The organism is Actinoallomurus sp. NPDC052274 (assembly GCF_040679475.1).
Classification (GTDB): Bacteria; Actinomycetota; Actinomycetes; order Streptosporangiales; family Streptosporangiaceae; genus Actinoallomurus; species Actinoallomurus liliacearum.
Genome location: NZ_JBFAUT010000004.1, coordinates 56,259 through 78,648, shown reverse-complemented (window position 1 = coordinate 78,648; position 22,390 = coordinate 56,259). Strand labels below are relative to the sequence as shown.

Annotated in this window: 11 protein-coding genes; 3 read left to right on the top strand and 8 right to left on the bottom strand. The window is 68.6% G+C overall.

The window, feature by feature from the left end:
• Positions 1–135 precede the first annotated feature (135 nt).
• From AB0K82_RS05080 to AB0K82_RS05065, 4 genes are all read right to left on the bottom strand, one after another.
• Positions 136–363 (bottom strand): hypothetical protein, encoded by a 228-nt coding sequence (locus AB0K82_RS05080; RefSeq protein ID WP_364392878.1) that lies wholly within the window; start codon positions 361–363, stop codon positions 136–138.
• On the bottom strand, positions 360–1,025 hold the full coding sequence (locus tag AB0K82_RS05075) for a restriction endonuclease subunit S (RefSeq protein WP_364392876.1): 666 nt from the start codon (positions 1,023–1,025) through the stop codon (positions 360–362). The genes AB0K82_RS05080 and AB0K82_RS05075 overlap by 4 nt, the downstream gene beginning before the upstream one ends.
• Positions 1,022–2,668 carry an N-6 DNA methylase gene (locus tag AB0K82_RS05070; RefSeq protein ID WP_364392874.1) on the bottom strand — a complete coding sequence of 549 codons (1,647 nt, stop codon included), beginning with the start codon at positions 2,666–2,668 and terminating at the stop codon, positions 1,022–1,024. The genes AB0K82_RS05075 and AB0K82_RS05070 overlap by 4 nt, the downstream gene beginning before the upstream one ends.
• Positions 2,669–3,065: 397 nt before the next feature.
• Positions 3,066–3,797 (bottom strand): ATP-binding protein, encoded by a 732-nt coding sequence (locus AB0K82_RS05065; RefSeq protein ID WP_364392873.1) that lies wholly within the window; start codon positions 3,795–3,797, stop codon positions 3,066–3,068.
• Positions 3,798–4,275: 478 nt separating this feature from the next.
• On the opposite strand from AB0K82_RS05065, the gene AB0K82_RS05060 reads away from it, so the two are divergent.
• A complete protein-coding gene (locus tag AB0K82_RS05060; protein ID WP_364392872.1) occupies positions 4,276–5,142 on the top strand; it encodes a helix-turn-helix transcriptional regulator in 867 nt (288 codons plus the stop codon).
• A gap of 9 nt (positions 5,143–5,151) precedes the next feature.
• Positions 5,152–5,277, top strand: a complete 126-nt coding sequence (locus AB0K82_RS05055; protein WP_364392870.1) for a DUF397 domain-containing protein — start codon at positions 5,152–5,154, stop codon at positions 5,275–5,277.
• A 67-nt stretch (positions 5,278–5,344) separates the two neighbouring features.
• On the opposite strand, the gene AB0K82_RS05050 is transcribed toward AB0K82_RS05055, so the two are convergent.
• The 4 genes from AB0K82_RS05050 to AB0K82_RS05035 form a co-directional block, all read right to left on the bottom strand.
• On the bottom strand, positions 5,345–9,418 hold the full coding sequence (locus AB0K82_RS05050) for an N-6 DNA methylase (RefSeq protein ID WP_364392866.1): 4,074 nt from the start codon (positions 9,416–9,418) through the stop codon (positions 5,345–5,347).
• Complete coding sequence (locus AB0K82_RS05045) at positions 9,415–12,333, bottom strand: helicase-related protein (RefSeq protein WP_364392864.1); 2,919 nt, start codon at positions 12,331–12,333, stop codon at positions 9,415–9,417. Before AB0K82_RS05045 ends, AB0K82_RS05050 begins: the two co-directional genes overlap by 4 nt.
• A gap of 34 nt (positions 12,334–12,367) precedes the next feature.
• Entirely contained in the window at positions 12,368–17,569 is a 5,202-nt protein-coding gene (locus AB0K82_RS05040) for a DEAD/DEAH box helicase (RefSeq protein WP_364392863.1), read from the bottom strand.
• 349 nt (positions 17,570–17,918) lie between these two features.
• The gene (locus AB0K82_RS05035; protein WP_364392861.1) at positions 17,919–18,869 is read right to left on the bottom strand and encodes an HNH endonuclease; all 951 of its coding nucleotides are present in this window, start codon (positions 18,867–18,869) and stop codon (positions 17,919–17,921) included.
• A 729-nt stretch (positions 18,870–19,598) separates the two neighbouring features.
• On the opposite strand from AB0K82_RS05035, the gene AB0K82_RS05030 reads away from it, so the two are divergent.
• Complete coding sequence (locus tag AB0K82_RS05030; RefSeq protein ID WP_364392860.1) at positions 19,599–22,262, top strand: DEAD/DEAH box helicase; 2,664 nt, start codon at positions 19,599–19,601, stop codon at positions 22,260–22,262.
• The last annotated feature ends 128 nt before the right edge of the window (positions 22,263–22,390 follow it).

The window sequence follows — 22,390 nt, the reverse complement described above, 5'->3', positions numbered from 1 at the left end:
GCCCGACGCCCCGGAGTAGGCCGGCCGGTCAGCCCTCGGCATCGGGCCGTGTGGGCACCGTCGAGGCACCCATCACTCAGGATCTCCTCTGCCCGCCCCGGGGCGTACCGGCCTTCCCTCCCGTCGGGGCGGCCGCTACCGCACCTCCTTGGCCCGTTTGCGTCCACGCGACGACGGCTTTCCGTCCGGTTCCGGCGACACCAGGATCCTGAGGGTCTCCTGGGCGTCCCGCCGGCGCCGCCGCTTTTTCGCGCGTGCGGCGGTGACCGCGACGACGCCGATGGCGGCGGCTTTGATCACCGCGGGCAGGCCCTGGGACGCCATCAGGGTGGTCAGGCCCGTGAGCACCGTCGCCGCCGTCATCGGTCGCCCCTCAGCCGCGCCTCGTACGGCTTCGGCAGCGCACCGGTGAGGAGCAACGGCGACAGCTGGTCGCGCAGCTCCCCGGTACGGCGGCTGATCTCCGCGTGGAGGGCCGCCTTCTCGTCGAGCGCGCTCAGGACGCCGCCGATCGCCTCTTGTACGGGCACGGGGGGCAGGACGAGGGGCATCTGCCGGATCGTCTCGGTGTTGATGCTGTAGATGGTCGAGTTCAGCGAGTTCTGCGCGATCCATTCCCGTACGAGCGGGTTCCGCAGGTAGTGCAGGAGGTAGCCGGGATGCACGTCATTCTGGTTCGGGCGGATTCGCAGGCACGCCGTGTTGAACAACCAGCCCGCGTGCTCCACGCCGATGAGCGCGTACTTGCCGATGCCGGCCGTTCGGACGCCGACGACGTCTCCGGGTTCGAGGCGGTAATTTCTCAGCTGTACGGCCGTCTTCTCGGAGACGTACGTGATGTCGTCCGCGACGATCCGGCCTTCGCCGATGTCCTTGGGGGCGATCAGCGGTATGCGGGCTTCGCCGGTGCCCGGCCTCGGCGGGGCACCGGGCGCTCCGCCGGACGGCCCGGCCTTCACCTCGCAGTACTTCCCGAGCAGGTCCGTATTCCAGTCGTCGGGCACGTCCCCGATCAGGGTCTTCATCGGAGCACCTCGCTCACCAGGTCGTCGACGAGGGCGTCCACCTCGGCCGCCCGGCGATGCAGGTCCCCCAGTCGCTCGTGGAGCCGGCGCGTCTTCTCCTCGGCGTCCGGGTCGGCGCTCGGCTCGGCGGTGACGTACCTGCTGGCCGCGAGGCTGCACGCCAGGTCCTTGATGGTCTCCGCCGAGGCGACGGCGGCGAACCCCTCATCGCCGCCGTACGCCGGACCGGTCCGCCGCCATTCCTCGTACGCTCCGGCGATCCTGTCGATGTCCTCCGGCCGCAGGGCGCGGTGTTTGCGATCGACCTTGGCGCCCAGCGTTCTGGCGTCGATGAACAGGACGTGGCCGGAGTCGCCCGGAGGGCGGTTCCGCAGCAGCCAGAGCGTCACGGGCACGGGCGTGGACCGGAAGAGCTGTTCGGGCAGCATGATGACGCAGTCCACGACACCCTTTTCGACCATCTTCTGGCGGATGCCGTACTCCTGGGTGTTGGCGGAGACCGCCGCGGTGTTCGGCATCAGCACGGCGGCCCGTCCGCGCGGGGACAGCTTCGCGACGGCGTGCTGCAGCCAGCCGTAGTTGGCGTTGTGCCGGGGCGGGGGCCCGAATCGCCGCCACCGCGGATCGTCCTTCGGATCGCCCCGGCTCCAGTCGCGCATGTTGAACGGCGGATTGGCGACGATGACGTCGAAGTTCCCGGTACGAGAAGGGTCCTCGCGCAGTGCGCCGCCCCGCCGGAGCTCCGTGTCCCTCGTCAGGTCGTGAATCGCCGAGTTGAGGGCGGCCATGCGCAGCGACCGCACGCTCATCGTCTGCCCGCTGAACGAGAGCTTCTGCGACGCCTCACCCCGTTCCTCGACGTGTGCGGCGGCGCCGGTTAGGAACGCGCCGTCTCCGCAGGCCGGATCGTAGACGTGGTCTCCGGGCTCGGGGGCGAGCAGGCGGACCGCCAGCTCGACGACGCACTCCGGCGTGTGGAACTCGCCGCCGCGTACGCGATCGTCCGTGGCGAACCCGTCGAGGAGGGCACGGCACACGACGGCCGCCCGTGTCATGGTCGGCGGCACGTCCCGGCGCTCGTCGGCGCAGACGCCGTCGAGGATCTGCACGACCTGGGCGAGTTGCCGATCCGTCCAGATTCTCAGCCGGACGTTCCGCAGGGCGTCACGGACGACGGGGTACCGCCGCTGATGCGCACCGAGGGCCTGCGCCAGGACCGTCCCGAAGGGGGGCGCCTCCTGGCCGGCCGCCCGCGCCAACGACGCCCAGCGCCCCGGGTCGTGGCGGCGCAGGTGGAGCAGCACGAGCAGCAGTTCTTCGTACGACTCCGGGTCTCCCTCACCGCGCCACTTCTCCAGGTTCTGCAGGAGATCCGGGGGCGGCTCCCACGCCGAGCCGGCGGCGGAGCGCATCGTCGCCTGCGCGGACGTCTGCCCGTGTTCCGGGTTCTCCGACTGTGGTATGAGACCGAGGCTCCTGGCGAACCGATCGCCGAAGGTGGTGCCGGCGGGCTCACCGGGCCGTAGCGCGTTCGCCGGAATTCTTCGGTGCATGAGCCACCGCGCCAGCGCTTCGACCTCGTACCGGTCTCCCTCATCGACCGCCCGGGGGAAGTCGGCATGCCGTTTCTCCCAGTTGTTCACAGCCGGTCTGCCGACACCTGCCGCTTTGGCGATCTCGGCTTTTGACAAGCGCCTGTCGCTTGCGTCTACCATCGAATCCGCTCCCCTGCCATCCTCGTCCGGCGAGAACAAGCTAGCGCGGAGCCTGGATAGCTCGCCATCGCGCACCATCGTGCGCTCAAAGTGTGAACTCTCCGGATCCCAAGGGTTCGGCAGTGGGCGGAGCGCGCGCGTGCGGGCCGGTAGCTCTCACCAGCGAGTGACGACTCGTCGATTCGCACGGGCGGTCACGGCGTCGAACGATCCCGCCGACCACCTGAAGAGGAACGACGGGTCGGCCCTTGGACGCAGAAGCCTTCCCGCCGTTCTCTCGCGCGCCTGCCGACGGGTGACTGGTCCACCGCTTACGAGGAGGGGCTTACGTGGGGTCGTGGCGGAGGCGCGGCACGGCGAAGGTCGCGTGCACGGTGCGGGAGCAGGGAGTGCCGCTCCAGAACCAGGCGGTGGCAAGGGTCGTGACGGTGAGCAGACCACGACCGCACTCGGCGAGACCGATCGGGTCGGTGGCATCGGCAAGGGGCTGGACGCGAGGCTCGGTGGGGGCGCCCTGGTCGGTGACGCTGACGAACACCCCCGCGGCGTCGCGGTGAACCGCCACGGTGAACGTGCCGCCGGGACGCCCGGATCCGGTGTGCCGGATGGCGTTGACGGCGAGTTCCCCCAAGACGAGGAGCACATCGTCCAGCGGCGGGAATCCGGCCAGCAGATAGGCGACGAATGCTCGGGCGGCCCCGACCTGGATCGGTTCGCCGGAGAAGGTGCGACGCCAGTACATGGGCGTGAAAGGCTCGTCGGAGGCGACAGCGGCGGCAGGCAACGACATCGGCTCCCTTGAAGTCGTAGGTGGCCGCGGGCGCACGCGGGCCTGATCGGGATCACCCTCGGCACAGCTCCGCCGGCCCGGCGCTTCGGGGTCGAGGTCGCGCGTGCAGGGCGGATGGTCGCCCTCGCCGCGACGGCCGACGAGTACGGAGCGAGCGGCCTCGGTGCAGGAAAGGCGATCACCGCGCGCTTCGATCAGCTTCGCGACCATCGGCCAGCACGCGGCGCAGTGCGGCGCGTTGACGTCGCCGAACACCGTGACAGCCACCAGCGACGGATGCGCGCAGCCGACGCACGGATCAGCGCACGCGTCCACGGGGAGGGACGACGACGGGTGTACGCGCCGTGGCACGCCGACGGCCTGGACGCGCACGCGACTCGTGAGCCATCGCCCGCTCCAACGGCCCGTCCCCGCCGTGCCCGCAACCATGCGATCCTCACCAGCGATTCGAAGGACAGGCCACCATGGCTCCGTCCGGTCGCCGTAAGTTCACACCGGCTGCTCGGCCTCGTACAGCCAGTCACCGAGCCTCGATGCGGGGATCCGCGATTCGCACGCGCTGTTGCGGAACCTCTTCCTCCCGCAAGCTCCCTACCGGAACATCAGGCGGCCGAACGTTCGGGTGCGGCACGGTACTCGTGCGCTCACCTGCGTCGATGTCCGCCGATTCCGGAGCGTGTTCGAACAACACCTGCTGTAATCGGACCCGACAGTCAGGTGATCGACGGCCCTCGGGAGGTCGAGGATGAGCAGCCCGTTCGTGCGCCGCCGGCGACTCGCCGCGGAACTCCGTACGATCCGCGAACAACACGGTATGACGGCCGACCAGCTCGCCTGCCAGATCCATCAGTCGCGCATGAAGATCTCGAAGCTGGAAAACGCGCACATCCGCCCTGACCTCGCCGAGGTAATGAAGATCCTCGACGTGTTAGGAGTCACCGGCGAGAAGTGGCACGAGATCGTCAAGATCGCCCGCGACGCCGCCGAACGCGGCTGGTGGGACTCGTACGGCGACGCGATGGGCGACCGGCAGCGGCTCTACGCCGACATCGAGTCGGGCGCGAAGACGATCCGCGAGTACCAGCCCGGCGCGATGCCCGGCCTCCTCCAGACCCCGGACTACACCTGGGCGCTGATCGAGCATGCCAAGGCCGAAGGCCCGATCACCTATATCCCCGAACGCCTCGTCGAAGCACGGTTTCAGCGCCAGCGCACTGTCCTCCGACCTGACGGCCCGGAGTACGAAGTCATCCTCGACGAGGTTGGCCTCCGCCGCTTCAGCGTTCCACCCGACGTGATGTACACCCAGCTCCACCACATCATCAAGGTCGCGGAAACTCAACCACGAGTAATCGTGAAGGTATTCCCGATGGTCACAGGCATGGTTCCAAGGCTGATGCCGAGGAGCCAATTGATCATCTTCGACTTCACCGACGAGAGCGATCCGACCATGGCGGTTACAGAAACCGTATCCGCAGACCTCTTCTATACCGAGACCAAGGAGGTAGCGCGCCACATCCGCAGGTATGAGTTCGTACGAAGTGCTGCACTCTCAGAGGTAAAGACACTTTCGTTCCTCAGTGAGCTTGCCGACCAGATCATCAGCGTGTAGGACCGAGATATGACCAGCAGCAACGCCGATTGGCGCAAGTCCCGTTGGAGCGAGCCGAACGCCTCCTGCGTTGAGGTGGCAAGCGTCACCAAGCCAAGCGTTCGAGTTACAGAACAAACGTGTCCAGAAGATTAAGCCACTGCCCGTACAGCTCACAAGGAACCCCCCTCGAGACCATCCGTGATCGTGACACTCCGTTCCGTTACACGTCAACCGGTGTCGGATGCCGCGGTCCATGGCCGGGATGCGGGTCGAGGATGCTTCGATATGGCTCGCCGGTACGGATCGCTTGCGCTATCGCGTCATAGGTATTCAAGATCAATGCCTTCGTCCGCTGGAAGCGTTCCGGATCGTTCCGCCGAAAGGCGCCAAAGGTGTCCATAATGAAGCCGACGTCATCCCGGCCCACCTGATACAGGTGGAAGTAAGCAGCCTCCAACTCGGATCTGATATGGAGACGGCGCTCCTCATCCCATATGAACGGCGGATAATCGTCCGACAAATCTCGCGCGAACGGCCTCATATCCCATGCCGTATAAGTAAGTTCCAGGACGCGCGCGTCGATCCAGTCGCCAAGGGTTTCCGACTTGCCCCATATCGCCCACTCTTCATAAATCTTCGGCGGAAGAGCAGGCAATTGCTTAAGAATAAAGTAGCTCATTGACGTACCAGCCAACTTTTGCCGAGCTACATAGTCAAACGCCAAAGAGCTAAGGTTAGCAGCCAGGCGCCATCCGCCATAGGTAGCGAACAGTAGGGGGAACTTATGCCCCACGGCCACACGAGGAATAACATCACAAATCATGGAGCGTTCATCAGTGCTCCGGGCGACATCCCGCCAACCGAGGAGCCAGCCATGGGGCCAAGAATCCTTAAGACGCTCACGAACCTCTGCTTCGGCGACCCAGTAGCGAGACAGAATACGAAAGTATGGGTCTCGCTTTTGGGTCAAAGTAAGCCTCGGCAGCGTGCCCATGTTGGCCTGAGCCCGAGTCTGCCCTTCGTACGTTCCGAGACGATGGTCGAAGTGATATACCATTTTCGCCTCGTATAGCGGGAGCATCGTCTCGCCATAACGAATGAAGCAATTTCCCCGGAACGTCCACCCAGCGGACTCCAGCTCCTCCCGGGTATGGAATAGACCGGAGTCGTTCGCCATATCGAACATCCTCATAAACGACAGATTCCACGGATTACTGCTAGGGATATCCCGCCATAGAACCGGAACACGACGGTAGATGCCGAGCGTGATCTGCGCATCCCTACGCGAGCGGAACAGCGGCGCAGTCCCAGTATTGGGATTGAGGAGCAGGATGTCCTCTGGAGGCATAACGAACCGGCGGGCCTCGATATCGGAAATTTTTCGAGAGCCGAAAGCGAAGTCGGCCTCAGGTACCTTCACCTCTCGGCCGCCGACCGTCAGAAGGCAAAACCGTACAGAGTGGTGCACAGCTCTGCTCAGCAGGAATTCTTCATTCTCGAACTCGAGGAGAGAAGCCAAACTGCTGCACCGCACCAGATCACTGAAGAAGGGTGCGGTAGTGGCATCAGTGGCGATTCCGGTAGGCAACACCAAGCCGCTACGCCCGTTCGGGCCGGTGACCGTACGCCCCGTCTCGGCGAACACCGAGTAGGTGTTTACGTCACCCTGGCCCGTCAGCGGATAACGACCAGATGAGCGCAATAGATGGCTCATTCCAGCTGCCTTACGCAGCTCGCTGTGGAAGTCGGCATACAGCGCACGGTCCGTGGGCTCTTCGCTCCCGGCCAGAGCTTCAATCAGCCTTTTGCGAGCAGCAGCGTTACGCGCCTTGGCAATTTTTTCGTCGCGGGCGGCGAAGAACTCTTGCTCTTGGAGCTTCACTCGCTCCCATGGAGGGTTCCCCAGCACGCAGGAAAAGCCACCTTGCCAGCCGGTGTATGGGTTGGCGTCATCAGCGGCATCGTCTCCGACCCGGAAGATCGTTGGGAACTCCAGGTACCAATGGAAGAAGGCGTACCGCTCGGCCAGTTCCCGCACCTTCGCCTCGGTGTCCTCGGTGGGGATTGCCCGGGGGTACAGCTTGGCAGCCTCCTCGTCTCCTCCGAAGATCTGAAGAGTGGCAGTGGTGACGGAGCGGGGGGCGGCCGGGAATCTGGGCCAGACGAACGCAGCGCACCAGGCGTCGGCGACGCGCTTGCGAACGGCTAGGTCGGGTGATTCTTGAAGCGCCGTATAACGGCAGGCCTGCTTATGAATGTCGGCCAGCGATGCCGAGGACATCCGGTCGAGCTCTCCTACCTGGGAAGCTAGGTCCGTAGTGTCGACCGGCACCACCGGCCCATCGAAGAGTGAGACTTCAAGCTCGATCTGACCGGAACGCTCAGTGGTGTTCTCTTTTCGAAGCTGATTGACGATTTTCTTGTCGTCACCGATGAGCGGCTTATACGCTGCGTCTGGAATGCCCTTAAGTAGCAATGCCGGTGTGGTTCCGAGCAGGGCGTTGCCGACCTTGAGGTGGGCGTCAAGGAAGCCGAGCGGCTTGCCCGGCTCCAACGCCTCCAGCCAGAGGGAGACCTTCGCCAGCTCAATGGCCATCGGGTTGATGTCGACGCCGTAAATGCAGCGGGTGACGACCTCGCGCAGCGCGCGGCGGACCTCTTCGTTCGAGGGCTCGGGGTCACCGGTCCGGACGAAGGCCAGTCGCTTGGCGATGCGGCGAGCGGCGGCGACGAGGAAGTGGCCGGAGCCGCAGGCCGGGTCGCAGATGGTCAGCGCGAGCAGTGCGCGCTCCTGCTCCTCGACCGTACGGCCGGACTTCACCGCGTCGTCGATGACCGGTTCGAGGGCGGAGTCGAGCAGCACATCGATGAGGGAACTGGGCGTGTAGTAGGAGCCGCTGGTCTTGCGCTCGTTGCCGCCGAGCTCCCGCAGGCTGAACGTCCGCTCTGCCGGGTCGTACTTGGGGACGTACGACAGCAGCCACTCGTACACCGAGCCGAGTTCCTCGGCACCGAGGTGCTTGAAGTCGACGCGGCGGATGCGGCGGGCCTTCTCATCGCGCACCCGCGACAGCGACCGTACGGCCGTGAACAGGTGCTCGTTGGCGAGGGAGCAGCCGTGCAGGGCGGTGTCCGCGCCGGTGAGTTCGAAGATGCCGCCGAGGGCGGGGAGACCCAGCTCGGGGCGGCCGCATTCCTGGCCGAGGCCGTCCAGGATGAGGGTTAGCGCCTGCCATTCGTCGGAGTGCCGGCCGCCGTGGCGGCGGGCGGCGAGGCGGCGCAGCCGCTCGGTGGAGAAGTACGTGGCATACCGGTCATGAGCCTCCTGGGAGGCCGCCGGGTCGAGCAGGACCTCGCGATCCTCGGCGACGAACAGGAACAGCAGCCGGTAGACCGTGCGCAGCAGTGCCCGGTGCAGGGTCTCGGGCGTGACCTCGTCGTACTGGCGGTCCTCCAGTGCCTTGCGCAGCTCTTCGTTGTCCGGGTGCTGGATGAAGCCGGTGCCGAGGGTCTCGATCGCCGTCTTGACCGTCTTCCGGAGCTCTTCCAGGACGCGAACGCCGGAGTCGATGGCCTCCTGGCGCCACTTCTCCAGCCAGCAGGACGCCGGGCCGGCGTCCTCGCCCTGGGTTTCGAAGCGGGAGACGTGGGCGACGCGATACAGCAGTAGGAAGGCGTCGAACGCCTCGCCCTCGAAGATGGCCTCCAGGTCGAACTCGACGTACGCGGAGCCGGCGAGCGCGCTGGAGTCGCGCAGTACCCGCAGCAGCCTGCCGTTGGTGACGATGCCCCACAGGGCGGCGTCGCTGCGGTTGAGGTACTCCTGCACCAGCGACTGCGGGGCCGAGTCGGCCGCTCCCGGCACGCCCTTGGTGCGCTTGTCGAGGGCGACGCCCCAGCCGAGCTGGTGGATCGGGACGTGCTGCCACTGGTGGCTGATGGCGAACTGCTTCTCGCCGTCGTCGCTGGTCAGTCCCCCGGCGGGGGTGTGCGGCAGGCGGCCGAAGCCGAGCTCCTGGAACAGCCGGCCCAGCCAGTACTCCCGGGTGACGCCGATCGCCGGGTCGTCCTCGGGGAGCTTGGCAAGCTGGTCCTTGAACGACGCGTACCGGCCGCGCAGGTACGTCCAGGCGCGTTCGGCCGCGTCGACGACGGTCTCGTCCTTGCCGAGGTGGTAGGCGGCGGGCGCGGTGCCGGACAGGCTGTTGCCGGTGGACAGGCGGCGCAGCGTCTCTTCGGGGAGCAGGCCGCCGACGGAGGCGACGCCGACGGGGAGGGTGCTGGTGCGGCTCATCGGGAGACCTCTCCGGTGATCGGCAGGTAGACGTACAGGCCGAGGACGTCGGCGTCGGGTTCGGCTTCGACGCGCAGGCCGCGCCGGATCGCGCCGACTGCCTCGCGGACCCGCGCGTGCGACGCGCGCAGGGCGTCGGCGAGGTCGGCGCCGTACTGCTCCAGGTGGGGGCGGATGGCGTCCAGGCCGTCCAGGACGCGGGTGGCGGTGGACCGGGCGAACTCCGGCGCGGTGTTCTCGTCGGCTCGTGCCTCGAGCAGGGCCAGGGCCTCGTCCTCGGTGAGCCATTCGGCGTTGGCGGGGCTGCCGCGGAAGGCGAGCACGCGGGCGTCCTCGGCGATCTGCTGGCGGCGTCCGCCGTCGCGGGTCGGCAGGTACAGGTGGAAGCGATAGCGGACCAGCAGCAGGGTGGTGCGCTTGGGCACGGACCTCGTACGGATGACGCCGCTGCGGCGGGCCGGACGCTGCCAGCCGTCCAGTTTCGGGTCGAGGGCGGCGTCCAGGACGAACCGCGCGACCGTGCCGACGGCCGCGTCCGTACGGACGAGCGCGGCCTCGCCGCGTTTGACCGGTGGGAGCGGGCGGAAGGCGATGGTGCGCGCGTGCTTGGCGCCGAGCACGGCCTCCAGGCCGCTGAGCAGCGCGGACGGCAGGCCGGCGGTGTCGGCGGTGAAGCCGCCGTCGGCCGCGGGGGCGATCTGCCCGCGCAGCTTGACCAGGGCCGTCTCGGTGAACTCGGTGACCTCCGCGCCGGAGCCGAGCACGGCGCGGACCTCGGCGACCTCGCGGGCCACGTCCTCGGCGCGGATGGCGTGCTGAGCGAAGCGGGCCCGGGACGCCTTCTCGCGTTCGGCGGCGCTGACCCACTCGGCGTGCAGGTCGTCGCGCCGGGAGGTGACGCCGAAGTCGAGGGTGAGCTGTTCGGCGTCCTCGCGGCGCAGCAGCAGCCCTTCGAGGACGGCGTTGACCACGCTGTCGGACTCGTCGAGGACCGCGACGGACACGCCGGTGGCCTTGCGGATCTCGGCGTGCTTGCGGATCAGGACGTCCAAGACGATGCCGTCGATCTGGTTGTCCGCGCCGTACAGGGTGACGGCGCGGACGACGTCGCGGCGCTGGCCGTACCGGTCGACGCGGCCCTCCCGCTGCTCGTGGCGGGTCGGGTTCCAGGCCAAGTCGTAGTGGATGACGGCGTCGAAGCCCTCTTGGAGGTTGACGCCCTCCGACAGGCAGTCGGTCGCCACCAGCACTCGGCGCTCCGGCGGCTCCCGATCCTCGATGTCGTCAGCGGTGGCGCCGGAGACCAGGCGCTGGACGCGGGACTCGCGTTGCGCCGGGGACAGCGTTCCGGTGACGGCGGCGACGGCGGTGTTCTTGCCGAGCGCGGCGGCCAGGTGCTCGGCGACGTATTCGGCGGTGGGGATGAAGCGGCAGAAGACGATCGGGTTGTAGCCCTTTTTGAGCAGGTCCTTGACGATGGTCGTCAGCTCGGTGAGCTTCCTGTCGGCCTTGCCCTCCAGGGCATCGGCCTGCTTGGCCAGCCGGCGCAGCCGCTGCTGCGGGGCGCCGCCGGAGCCGTCCTCGGTGTCCGCGCCGGGTGCGGCGTCGACGACCTGGGTCGAGTCGTCGTCGGTGAGGTCCAGGACGGCGGCGCGGCCGAGCGTGTCGGCCTCCTCCTTCGAGGTCGCCTCCAGGTTCGCCGCGCGGGTGCGGAGGGTCTGCGCGGCGGCGCGCGGCGACGACGCCAGGGAGCGCAGCAGCGCCAGCGCCGACCACCAGCGGACCCGCTGCCGTACGACGCCGTCGCTCTCGTCGAGCGCCTGTTCCCGGGCGTAGTCCAGGACCGCTTCGAACAGCTTCCGGTAGTCGGTGGACAGCTTGTAGGAGACCTCAAGGCTCTTGCGGTCCTTGGGGAACGGGGTCTCCTCGCCGATGAAGGTGCGGATGTCGGCGCGGCGGCGCTGGACGAAGTGCCGGGCGAGCCGCCGACGGCCGGCCTCGGTGTCCAGCTCGACGGTCTCCAGCTCCGGGTCGAGCAGGCCGAGGAGGGTGCGGAACGACTCGTCCTTGCCGCTGTGCGGGGTCGCGGTCACCAGCACCAGATGGCGGTCCCGGCCGTCGGCCGTCTGCTTCGTGGCGATCTCTTTGACCAGCTTGTAGCGGAGTTGCCTGCCGTCGCGGCCACCGGTCGAGGCGGCGGGAACGCAGGTGTGCGCCTCGTCGACGATCACCAGGTCCGGGCAGTGCCGGACGAACTCGTCACTGTGCTTCGGGTTCTTGATGTAGTCGGTGGAGACGATGACGTTCGGGTATCGGTCGAACAGCGACTCGCCGACGTCGAGGGAGCGTTCCAGCCGCCGTACGGTGGAGGCCAGCACCAGCTCGGTCTCGATGCCGAACTTCGCGCGCAGCTCCCCCTGCCACTGCTCGGCCAGCGCCGGGCTGCACAGCACGGCCAGGCCGGTCGCCTCGCCCTGGGCCAACAGCTCCGCGGCGATCAGCCCGGACTCGATGGTCTTACCGATGCCGACGTCGTCGGCGATCAGCAGCCGTACGGTCTCCTGCCGCAACGCCATCAGCAGCGGCACGAACTGGTACGAGCGGGGGTCCACGGCGAGCTGCGCCAGGGAGCGGAACGGGCCCGCGCCGGAGCGGAAGCCGATGCGCAGTGCCGAACGCAGCAGCCCGGCGGACGACTGGTCACCCAGGTCGTCGGCAGTGGGCGGCGGGAAGCTGGCCGGCTCGACCTTCTCCAGCGCCGGGAGCACGCCGACCAGGTCGTCCTTGGCACCGCCCAGCGGGCGCAGCACCAGCAGGTCGGCGTCCGAACCGGGCTGCACGACCCATTCGCGTCCTCGGGCGCGTACCAGTGCACCGGGGGCGTATCGGACGGCTTCCGGCGCGTGGGTGCTCATGAGTTGACGTGTCCTCTCGGGGGGTCGCCGCGGCTCAGTTCTCGCCGGGCCCGAAGATGCTGCGGTTCTCCTGGACGACGCGAAGCCAGTCGTCGTCATGGCGGAAGCGGATGACGTGCCAGCCCGCGTCGATCAGCCGCTCCTCGGCCTCCGCGTCGCGGGCGGCAACCGGGCCGGTGTGCGCCGGGCCGTCGACGAAGACCGCGACCTTGGCACCGGGGAGCCGGTAGACGTAGTCGGGCTGGGCGACGGCCTCGGTGACCAGCACCTGCTGCTCGGTGGGCAGCCGGTAGCCGCGCCTGCTCAGCCAGGTGATGAGCTCGCCCTCCAGGCGGCTGTCGGCCTTCTCGATCAGCTGCTCGGCCTCCTCCTTGCGCCGGACACGGCCGGCCGCCAGGCGAAGCAGCAGGTCGCGGACCGTACGCCGGTCGATCAGGTGGTGGACGCCCTGATTCCCGAACGACAGCAGGCAGTCGTAGCAGCCGCGCTCGCAGCGGGTGCGGATGAGCGGGCCGCCGAGGTCCGCGCCGGTGTCGGGGTCGAAGTGCGCGATGCGCAGGGCCTCCCGCGCGACCCGCGCCAGCTCCCCCGGCTCGGCCTGGAGGCGCCGCAGCACGCCGGCGCCGCCCTCGGCGCTCTCGATGAACAGCATGCGCATCCGGTCGGGGCCGACGTCGGGCGGCAGCGGCTCGCTGTTCAGCTCCGAGTCCTCGAGCTGGAAGACCGCCTCGATGCCGCGTTCCAGCGCGTACTGCAGCGACGTCGCGACCTCCACCGGGACCGGCTCGGCGAGGGTCAGCACCAGGATGTTACGGCGGTCCTCGACGTACGGGATGACGCGCTGGCGTCGTTGCGTATCCTCGGTCTCGCCCTCGGCCAGGCCGGTCTCCTCGTCGGTGATCTCGGTGCCCGGCGTGGGCTTCTTGGGGTCCCGCGACGGGAGCCAGCGGCCGTTGACCGTGTCCAGCCAGAATCCCGTCTCGGGGTTCCGGCCCCGGCGGTATCCGAGGTTGGCGACGCGGACCGTGGCGCTGTCGCCGTAGCTCAGCTTGGCGACGCGGCCGTCCTCGTCGGCCGCGACGGCGTCCAGGCGTCCCTTCCGCCGGCCGTGGTCCTGGAAGCGGTAGGACGTCTCCAGCTCGAACCCTGCCCTGCGGCGCTCCTCCTCGTCGGACGAAATGCGCTCGCGCCGCTCGGTGAAGACGGTGTGCAACTGCATCAACCCGCTGACCGCCGTGGGTAGCGGCATGTCGCACATCTCGCAGCGGTCCAGGCCGGGTTCGGGCGTGTGGTGGTAACCGCAGTTGCCGCACCGGCGCGCCTCGCCCGTCGCGACCTCGCCGCTGGCCTCGGTCGGCACCTGCACGCGCCGGACCTGGAACGTGCTGCCCTCGTGGTAGATCAGCGCGCCGGGGCCGAACTCCCGGATCGCGATGAAGCGGGAACGCTGCAGGTACTCGCCGTCCCGGTCGGCCTTCAGGCCGCCGCGCCCGGGGATGTACGCGGCGAGTGGCAACCTCGGGAACGAGTAGCCGGGCAGGAAGCCCTCGGAGGCGAGATAGCGGTACGGGTTGAAGTCCGAGAGGATCTCGCCGTCCTGCTCGTTGCGCAGCAGCCGGAGCTGGGTCTCGGCCTCGGCGCGGCGGCGCTTGGCGCGGTTCCTGGCCTCCGTCGTGAGGGTGTAGTCGTCGGCGCGCAGGTGCTGGGTCTCGCGCTCGGTCTTGGCCTTCCGATAGAGGTCACGCCACCGCTCGCAGGCGGCGTCGAACGCGCCGGGCGCCGACCGTACGACCCGTTCCAGCCACTCGTCGTCCCACCAGGAGGTCTCCTCGTCGAGCATCTCCTCCAGGCCGGCGAGCATCCGCTGCGCGCGGCGCAGGGCTCGGTCCTGGGCCTGCGAGTCGCGGAGCTGGTCCCGGACGTGGCCGTGCAGGGCCAGCTTCCGCTCGTCGGACAGGTCGATCAGTTCGGGCATCGCCCGGCCCAGCGGCAGGTCGGTCTCCGCGAGCCAGATGGCGTGAACGTGCGAGCGGATCAGGTCCTCGTTGCTCAGGTCGAGCCGCGGTGGGGCCACCGCACCGGCCACCATCTCGTCCGAGCGCCGGAAGTAGTACCGGTCGTGACTGTTGCCACTGGCGCAGTACGTGGTGACGAGGGCCGCCTGCCCGGACCGGCCGGCCCGGCCGCTGCGCTGCGCGTAGTTCGCGGGCGTCGGTGGGACGTTCCGCATCGTCACGGCGTTGAGGCCGGCGATGTCGACGCCGAGCTCCATCGTCGGCGAGCAGTACAGCAGCGGCAGCTTCGCGTCGCGGAACGCCCGTTCGCGATCCTGCCGGACCGGACCGGGCACCTGTGCGGTGTGCTCGCGGGCGAACAGGCCGGCGAAGCCCCTCGACCGGTTCCGGTAGAGGTTCCGGAAGAACGGGTTCACGCGCGGGCGGTTGTCGGTGCCATTGAACTGCCAGCGCAGCGGATCGGCCACGCCGTACTCTCCGCCGCCCGCCCGCCAGACGATCGCCGCAGCGTTGATGCGGTAACCGGGTGCGCCGCCGTCCCGGGGCTGAACGACCTCAGCGGCCAGCCCGTGCACGGCCAGGACCTTCAGCAGGTCGGAGATGATCCGCTGCGCGTCGTCGGTGTCGACCCGGTCGGTCCAGGCGGGGAAGCGCCCCTGTCGGCGCAGGTAGCGGCCGAACCTGCTGCGGCCCGACAGGTTCAGCTCGCTGCGGCTGCCGCCGGCCCGGCCGGACCGGGCGAACGCCGTGCCGACCGGCGCCATCTTCTCCCGCTCGGCGAGCGCCCACGGGTCCTTCAGCTGCCGCGACAGCCGGCTCATCTCCTCGAACCCCAGGTCGGTGAGGCAGTCGACGTCGATGGCCAGGACCCGCCGCATCTCGTCGAGCAAAATCCGCGTCAGCTCCGCGCGCAGCTCGGCGTCAGCGGTACGCAGCGGACCGTACGTGCCGTCCCACACGTTCTCGATCGCGGCCAGCTCGTCGAGGTCGGCGTAGTCGATGCTGATCAGGCCGGTCTGCTCCAGGTTGGGCATGGTGACCCGCCAGCCGCGCTCCAGGTCGACGTACAGCCGGTACGCGACGACGTCCCGAAGCGCCTTGTCCGTGCGCCTGCGCTGCGTCGTCAGCTCTTCGGGGTTGGCCGCGTAGTCGGCGTGGCCGAGGCCGAGCTGGGCGGCCACCGCCTGGGCGACGTTCTCATGGTGCAGGCCCTCGTCGCCGGCCGCGACGGCGGCCCGGTAGAGGGCGCCGCGCAACTGGGCAACCTGCGCGAAGTCGTTGAAGTGGCCGGCCTGCAGGCTGGCGTCCTGCCGGTTGTCGACGAAGGTCAGCAGCTTGCGGGCGTTCTCGCTCAGCTCCTCCGGCGGCATCTCCTGGAGGCTGCGGACGACGCTGCCGCTCAGCACCGACACGGCCGAGCTGCGGCCCTCCTGGTCGAGCCGGGCCAGCTTGCCGAAGTCGTTGCCGCGCATCTGGTCGTACGCGACGCCGCAGCTCAGGCAGAAGCCGAACGGCGTCGGGATGAACGCCGCCCGTACGCCGCCGGTGCCGCCGAGATCGCGGTCGAGGATCGTCCCGTCGGGCAGGACGTTCAGGACCTGCGGCACGTACTTACGCCGGGAGGAGAGCACCTCGGGGTTGCCGCCGGAGTCGACGGTAAGCCAGGAGTCGGGCAGCCGCTGCTCCGCCAGGACCTGGGCCAGGCTGTCCGGCCACGGGGCGCCCTCGGAGATGTAGAGGTACCCGGCCTCACCGTCCTCGTCACGGCGGTGCCGGATGCGCGGGCGGCCGCCGCTGTCGTCCCGCGCCACCGACAGGTACTCCTGGCCGCACTGGCGGCAGAAGGCCAGCGGAAGCAGCAGCTTCTCCGGCTCGCCCGGGACCCACAGCTGGTAGTCGCGGGTGATGTGCCGCGTGCCCTCCGATTCGAGCGAGACGTAGACCGTCTCCCCCTTGGACAGGAACTGGTGCAGTCGGAAGGCGAACAGCGCGCGATTCTTCTGGGGATGCAGGGCCTCGGCGCCCGCTCGGAGCGTCGTCTTGATCGCATCGCCGCAGTCGCCCTCGTCCCGTCCGGTGAGCGCCGCGAGGTCGGCGGCAGCCCGCCGGATGGTCGTGGGACGACGGCGGATGAGTCGGCCGGTGCCCTTCTCGGTGTCCAGGCCGAAGGTCGACTCGATCCACCGGGCGAGGGGGTCGCGGGTCAGCTCGTCGTACGTCGCCTTGGACGTCGGCTCGGCGACCTTGGCCGCCAGCTCCGCCGGGTCATGCCGGCCGTCCTCCGTGGCCCGCCGCAGCGTCTCGCCGATGACCCGGTCCGGCTCGATCGGGACGCCGAACACCTTGCTCGCGACGTCGGCGACGTCGCGTCGCTGGTCCTCGCTGCTGCCGCCGCTGGCCATGGTCGCGGACGTGCCGACGCACTGCAGGTCGGGAGCCTCACACGCGTCGCGGACCCGGCGCACCAGCATGGCCACGTCGGCGCCCTGCCGGCCACGGTAGGTGTGCAGCTCGTCGAGCACGAGAAAGCGCAGGCCCGCGGCCGCCCGGATCAGGCCCTTCCGCTCGCGCGGACGCGTCAGCATCAGCTCGAGCATCATGTAGTTCGTCAGGAGGATGTCCGGCGGGTCGTCGAGGATGTCCCGGCGCTCGGCCTCCGTCTCCTGGCCGGTGTAGCGGGCGAACCGTACGGGCTCGCGCCCCTGCCCGTAGCCGTGACGCAGGTACTTGGCCAGCTCCTCTCGCTGGCTGTTGGCCAGCGCGTTCATCGGGTAGACGATGATCGCCTTGACGCCGCCGTGGATGCCCTGGCCGCGCTCGCGCAGCACTCGATCGACGATGGGGACGACGTAGGCGAGCGACTTGCCCGATCCGGTGCCGGTCGTCAGGACGTAGCTCTCCCGCGTACGGGCGGCCTCGATCGCGTCGCGCTGGTGCTGGTAAAGCTCCATCGGCTCGCCGTCGAGGGAGTCCTCGGGCTTGTCCCTGCGGAAGATCCGCTCGCATTCGGGGTGGAGCACGTCGGCCTTGACGAGATCCGAGACCGTTCCGCCGCTCGCGAAGCTCGGGTTGAGGGAGAGCCAGGGGTCGGGCCACTGCTCGCCGTCGTCGAGACCCTCGCGCACCTTGGCGGCGATGTTCTCGTCCCTGACGCTGACGGCACCGGAGGTGAACGCTCGGTAGTCGTCGATGAGCTGCCCATGAACCCGAAAGACGTCCACGCACTCCCCTTTGCACCCCGCGCACGCCTGCGGTCCGCCAGGATGCCCCGACACTCTCCTGCCCGCAGCAACTTCGTCACGCAAGTTACCGATAAAGGCGCGAATCGTCGATAGTTAGACCTCGAAATGTTATTCGGAGGCCACAATCCGTCGATTCGAGCACATACCAGGGCAGGAGCAGAGAGAAGCCCTCGCGGCCGAACTACGGAACTTCAATGCCGGATATCGACAACCGTCGAACGCGAGAACAACTCGATCCGTCTCATGTGAATCAGACGCCGAACCCTCGAGATCGGTTGACACAAGCGACCATCGTCGCCCTGACCTGGGGGAACTTCTCTAGAAATGATCAGCCCCGTGGTGACGCCTTGAAGATGCACGTCTCGTGCCATTCGAGGAAGTCCCGATTGGGACGGTCGGCGGCGCGCTCGGGCACGGCGATCGGCTGGCCGGCTCGCGCGTAGAGCTCCTCGCCGTCCTCGAAGTCCGCCTGCAACCGTGGACTGACCTTGAGCCGGTAGTCCTGGTCGACGCTGAGGTAGCCCTTGTCGAACAGGACATGCACGTCCGCACGCAGCAGCAGGCCGTTGTCCAGGCTGTGCAGACCACCCTTACTGACCGGGAGGATGTGCGCGGCCTGGAGGGTCGGGCGGATTCGGCTGCCCGTAATCGCGCACCGCCGACCGTACGCTTCGAGCACGGCCGTCTTGAACGAGCCCTGCCCGAGGCGGCGAGGCTGCAGGCGAGGGTCCCCCAGCACAGGCCCGGGCAGATGCCATGGCTTCGAGTCGTCTATCTCGACGTCGTATCCGAGTAGTCGAGCGGCCAGGCGAGTGAGGTAGGCGGCCTCTGGGTGTTCCTTGAGGTCGTACCCCCTCCCCTGCACGAGGTTGCGCGCGAAGTCCTGGGGCGGGTCGGCCTCCTCCCCCGCCGGGAAGAAGCGCACGTCACGGACCAGGATGCATCCAATGACCGGATCGTCACCGACCGCGATCGGGTTGTCCCTCCGGTTGGCGTTGAGGCGTTGCCGCAGCTCATCCAAGCTCGCCGCGCCATTGGCCTCGCCGAACAGGTCCCACGCCTCCGACAGGGGAAACCGCTCGAAGCCGCTGAAGAATCCACCACCGACGATCCGGTTGTGCGGCGCCTTGGTCTTGAAGAAGAACGGATCACCTCGGCCGAGCGCCCTGAACTCAACCTTGCTGGACGGCCGCCAGAAGTTGACCTCACTCAGCTCCGGGCGTTCGGCAAGGAACCGATACCACGGCCCGTCTGTGACCCCGACCCACGCTTTCTTCACCCATCGGATTATCCGGATCTAACGATCATCTCGCCAATATCGGGCACTGCGCTTCTTATAACAGAATTCGTCCTTCTGATGGTTCTGGGCGGTATCGCGCGAACGTTTCGGCAGCATCTTGCCGCACAGGCATACCGAAACGCCGGGAGGACACTCGTTCCGCTGCACTTGCACATCTCACGGGAGCGACATCGATCGACCTCCGCTCGATCAACCTCCTTCCAGGAGGGGGCGGCGCCAACGGCCCGGGTCTCCGGCCAGTCGGCGCGGATGTCCATGGCGGTGAGGCGACCGAAGTTGACGCCGGCGAAGGGGACGGCGATGTACCGGACCTGATGTGCGCGACGCCGGCGGGGCTGACGGTCACCAGGGCGAGCCGGTAATGAGAAGCCGCGTTCCTGCCGGTGAGGACCTCGTTGGGGTGACGTAGAGGTCCCCACCCGCAGGGAGGCGAGGGGACGGCACCGACGGCCTGATGTTTGGCCGAAGCACAAGCTGCTGCCGTCTTGCCGGGTACGACCCCGGCCACTCGGGCACCGGACACGAGATCCTCGGGCCTCGCCCGTCGCCTCCAGATCGACGGCCTGCCTCAGGTCCTATCAACGAGCACGACATCGCTGATGAGCGCGACGTCGACGCCGCTTGTGGCCTTGGAGGTCACATTCCCCGTCGCAGGCTTCTCGTTTACCATCGCTCACGCTGACCCGTCGACCATCTCCGTAGCGAGGCATGGACAGAACAGAGCGCGAACAGGTTCGTCACCTTGTAGCGGATTTCCGGCGATGGAGTGAACAAGCCACCGACGTACGGTCCTGGCGTCAGGCGATCTCGGACAGCGCCGACAGCGTCGAGCAGGATCTGCTCGCCCGCAGCCTCGTGATCGACCGGACGGGCGAGTCCGCCTGGCGGGTCGTTCCGCTCGGCAAGGACGACACCGGGATCGTCCGGCATCTTCGGGAACGCGCCAACCTGCCGGTGATGACATCCGCCGACCAGTCCCTGCTACGGCTGCTCACCGAAGATGTGCCTCGCGCTCTCGCGGACGTGGCCCGCGGGCTCGGCGTACGCCGTTTCCTCAGCGGCTCGGCGAAGAAGCAGACGGCCGACGAGGCGGCTGAATTCCTGCGCAGCCGGCATCCGACGGTCATCGGGGCAGACGCGCCGCAGCGCCTGGAGCAGCTCGGCGTCTTCTCCGCACCCGTCGACCGGGCGGACTCCGGATTCGAGGCACTGCTCGACCCGGCCCTCCGCTTCTCCCTCCTGCCGGGGCCGAGCGGTCCGAAGCCCGAGCTCCTCGACCGGTCCGCCGTCGACGGCCTGGCCGAGGCCCTGGGCACCATCGACCGCGCCGTCGCGGGCGAGGCCTCGTACCGTTCGGCCGCGCTCGACGCGGGGCAGCAGGTCCGGGCCGCCGACGTTCGGCGGATGCTGGAGGAGATGTCGGTCGAGGCGTTGAAGGCGGCCACCGGTGAGCGCCTCCGGCTGGGCGCGCTCACCCAGGCGGGCATCCGTACGGTGCAGGAGGTGCTGGACCGGGACGGCTCGCTCCAGACGCTCTCAGGCGTCGGGGAGACCTCGGCACGGTACATGCTCGGAGCCGCGCAGACGATCTGGCAGACGACGTACGACGAGATGCCCGTACGGATCGACGTCGACGACCGCCGCCCGGAGACCACCGAGCTGCTGCGCCGCCTCGCCGAATGGGACGCGTACCGGCAGACCCGTGGCGCGGCGGCCGACCTCGAGCGCGCGGCCGAGCTCGCGCCGTTGCGGGCGGCGATCGGCCGTAGGACGAGTCATCTCCTGGTGATTCCGACGGGAACGCTCGCGGTCGCGGACCTGCGCGAGAGCATCGACATCGTCAAGCGGCGCGCCGAACTGCTCGGCGCCTCCGCCTCACCCGGCCGCCGGAAGGATGTCGCCGCGGACCCGTGGGAGGACTTCCTCGCCCGGCCCGCCGACTACTTCGCGATGCTCGCCGAGCTCGGGTTCCTCACCGAGGACGAGGACGCGGTACACGGCGATCTCCCCGAGGAGATCGTCAAGGCCGTACGCGACCAGGCGCTCAGCGGCGAGTACCTGACCGCGTCACTGCGCGGCTACCAGAGCTTCGCGGCGCGCTTCGCGCTCGTGCAGCGCAAGGTGATCATCGGAGATGAGATGGGCCTCGGGAAGTCCGTGGAGGCCCTCGCCGTACTCGCCCACCTGCGCAGCCGGGACGAGACGCACTTCCTCGTCATCTGCCCGGCGGCGGTGGTGACCAACTGGATCCGCGAAGTGACGGGCAAGTCGAAGCTTCGGGCGCATCGGGTGCACGGGCCGGAGCGCAACCGCGCGGCCCGCGCCTGGAGGCGCGATGGTGGCGTCGCCGTCACGACATACGAGACCTTGGCGTGGTGGGAGCGGGCCCTGGCGCAGATCGGCGATCTGGCGTGCGTCGTGGTCGACGAGGCGCACTACATCAAGAACCCGGAGGCCCAGCGGACGGTCAGGACGAAGCGCCTCATTGAGCGCTACGACCGCGCGATCCTCCTCACCGGCACGCCGCTGGAGAACAGGGTCGCCGAGTTCCGTAACCTGGCGTCGTACGTCCGTCCCGACCTCGTCGTCGACGCCACGGGACTGTCGCCGCGGACGTTCCGACGGCAGATCGCGCCCGCGTACCTGCGCCGGAACCAGGAGGACGTACTGACCGAACTCCCCGAGCTCATCGAGGTCGAGGATTGGCTGCCCATGTCCGCGGCCGACGCCGACCGCTATCGCACCGCCGTCCGGCGTTCCAACTTCATGGAGATGCGCCAGGCGGCCATGCTCCAGGGTTCCCGCTCCCAGAAGGTGCGGCGACTCATCGAGATCGTCCGCGAAGCGGAGGCGAACGAGCGGCGGGTCATCGTGTTCTCCTACTTCAGGGAGGTGCTGGACCTGGTCGCCCGGTCGCTGCGGGGACCGGTGTTCGGGCCCCTGACGGGGTCGGTGTCAGCGGACCAGCGGCAGCAGATCGTGGACGAGTTCTCGGCGGCCGAGCACGGGGCCGTCCTGGTCGCCCAGATCGTGGCCGGCGGCGTCGGGCTCAACATCCAGTCCGCGTCCGTCGTCGTCATCTGTGAGCCGCAGCTCAAGCCCACGAGCGAGGCCCAGGCCATCGCCCGCGCGCACCGGATGGGGCAGGTGCAGTCGGTGCAGGTCCACCGGCTGCTGTCCGAGGACAGCGTCGACCAGCGGATCGTCGAGCTGCTAGCGCGAAAGAAGCGGCTGTTCGACAACTTCGCCCGGGTCAGCGACCTGGCCGACTCCACTCCCGAGGCGGTCGACCTGTCCGAGGCCGAACTCGTCCGCCAGGTCATCGCCGCCGAACGCCAGCGCCTCGCCGAACGCACCGCCGCCGGAAGCTGAACCGCACGCCCTCCCGCAGCGGCGAGGTCGCCGGGACGGCCACGCTGCCGGTCTTACGCGGAAGGTCGTTGTCCGAGCCGTGTCGCGGTGTGATGCTCTAAGCCGAACGGGAATCAGGCGGAGACGCG

Coding starts and splice junctions, on each gene's coding strand:
- AB0K82_RS05075 (WP_364392876.1), bottom strand. CDS start 1,025: ATGAAGACCCTGATCGGGGACGTGCCCGACGACTGGAATACGGACCTG.
- AB0K82_RS05050 (WP_364392866.1), bottom strand. CDS start 9,418: ATGAGCCGCACCAGCACCCTCCCCGTCGGCGTCGCCTCCGTCGGCGGC.
- AB0K82_RS05080 (WP_364392878.1), bottom strand. CDS start 363: ATGACGGCGGCGACGGTGCTCACGGGCCTGACCACCCTGATGGCGTCC.
- AB0K82_RS05060 (WP_364392872.1), top strand. CDS start 4,276: ATGAGCAGCCCGTTCGTGCGCCGCCGGCGACTCGCCGCGGAACTCCGT.
- AB0K82_RS05045 (WP_364392864.1), bottom strand. CDS start 12,333: ATGAGCACCCACGCGCCGGAAGCCGTCCGATACGCCCCCGGTGCACTG.
- AB0K82_RS05030 (WP_364392860.1), top strand. CDS start 19,599: ATGGACAGAACAGAGCGCGAACAGGTTCGTCACCTTGTAGCGGATTTC.
- AB0K82_RS05055 (WP_364392870.1), top strand. CDS start 5,152: ATGACCAGCAGCAACGCCGATTGGCGCAAGTCCCGTTGGAGCGAGCCG.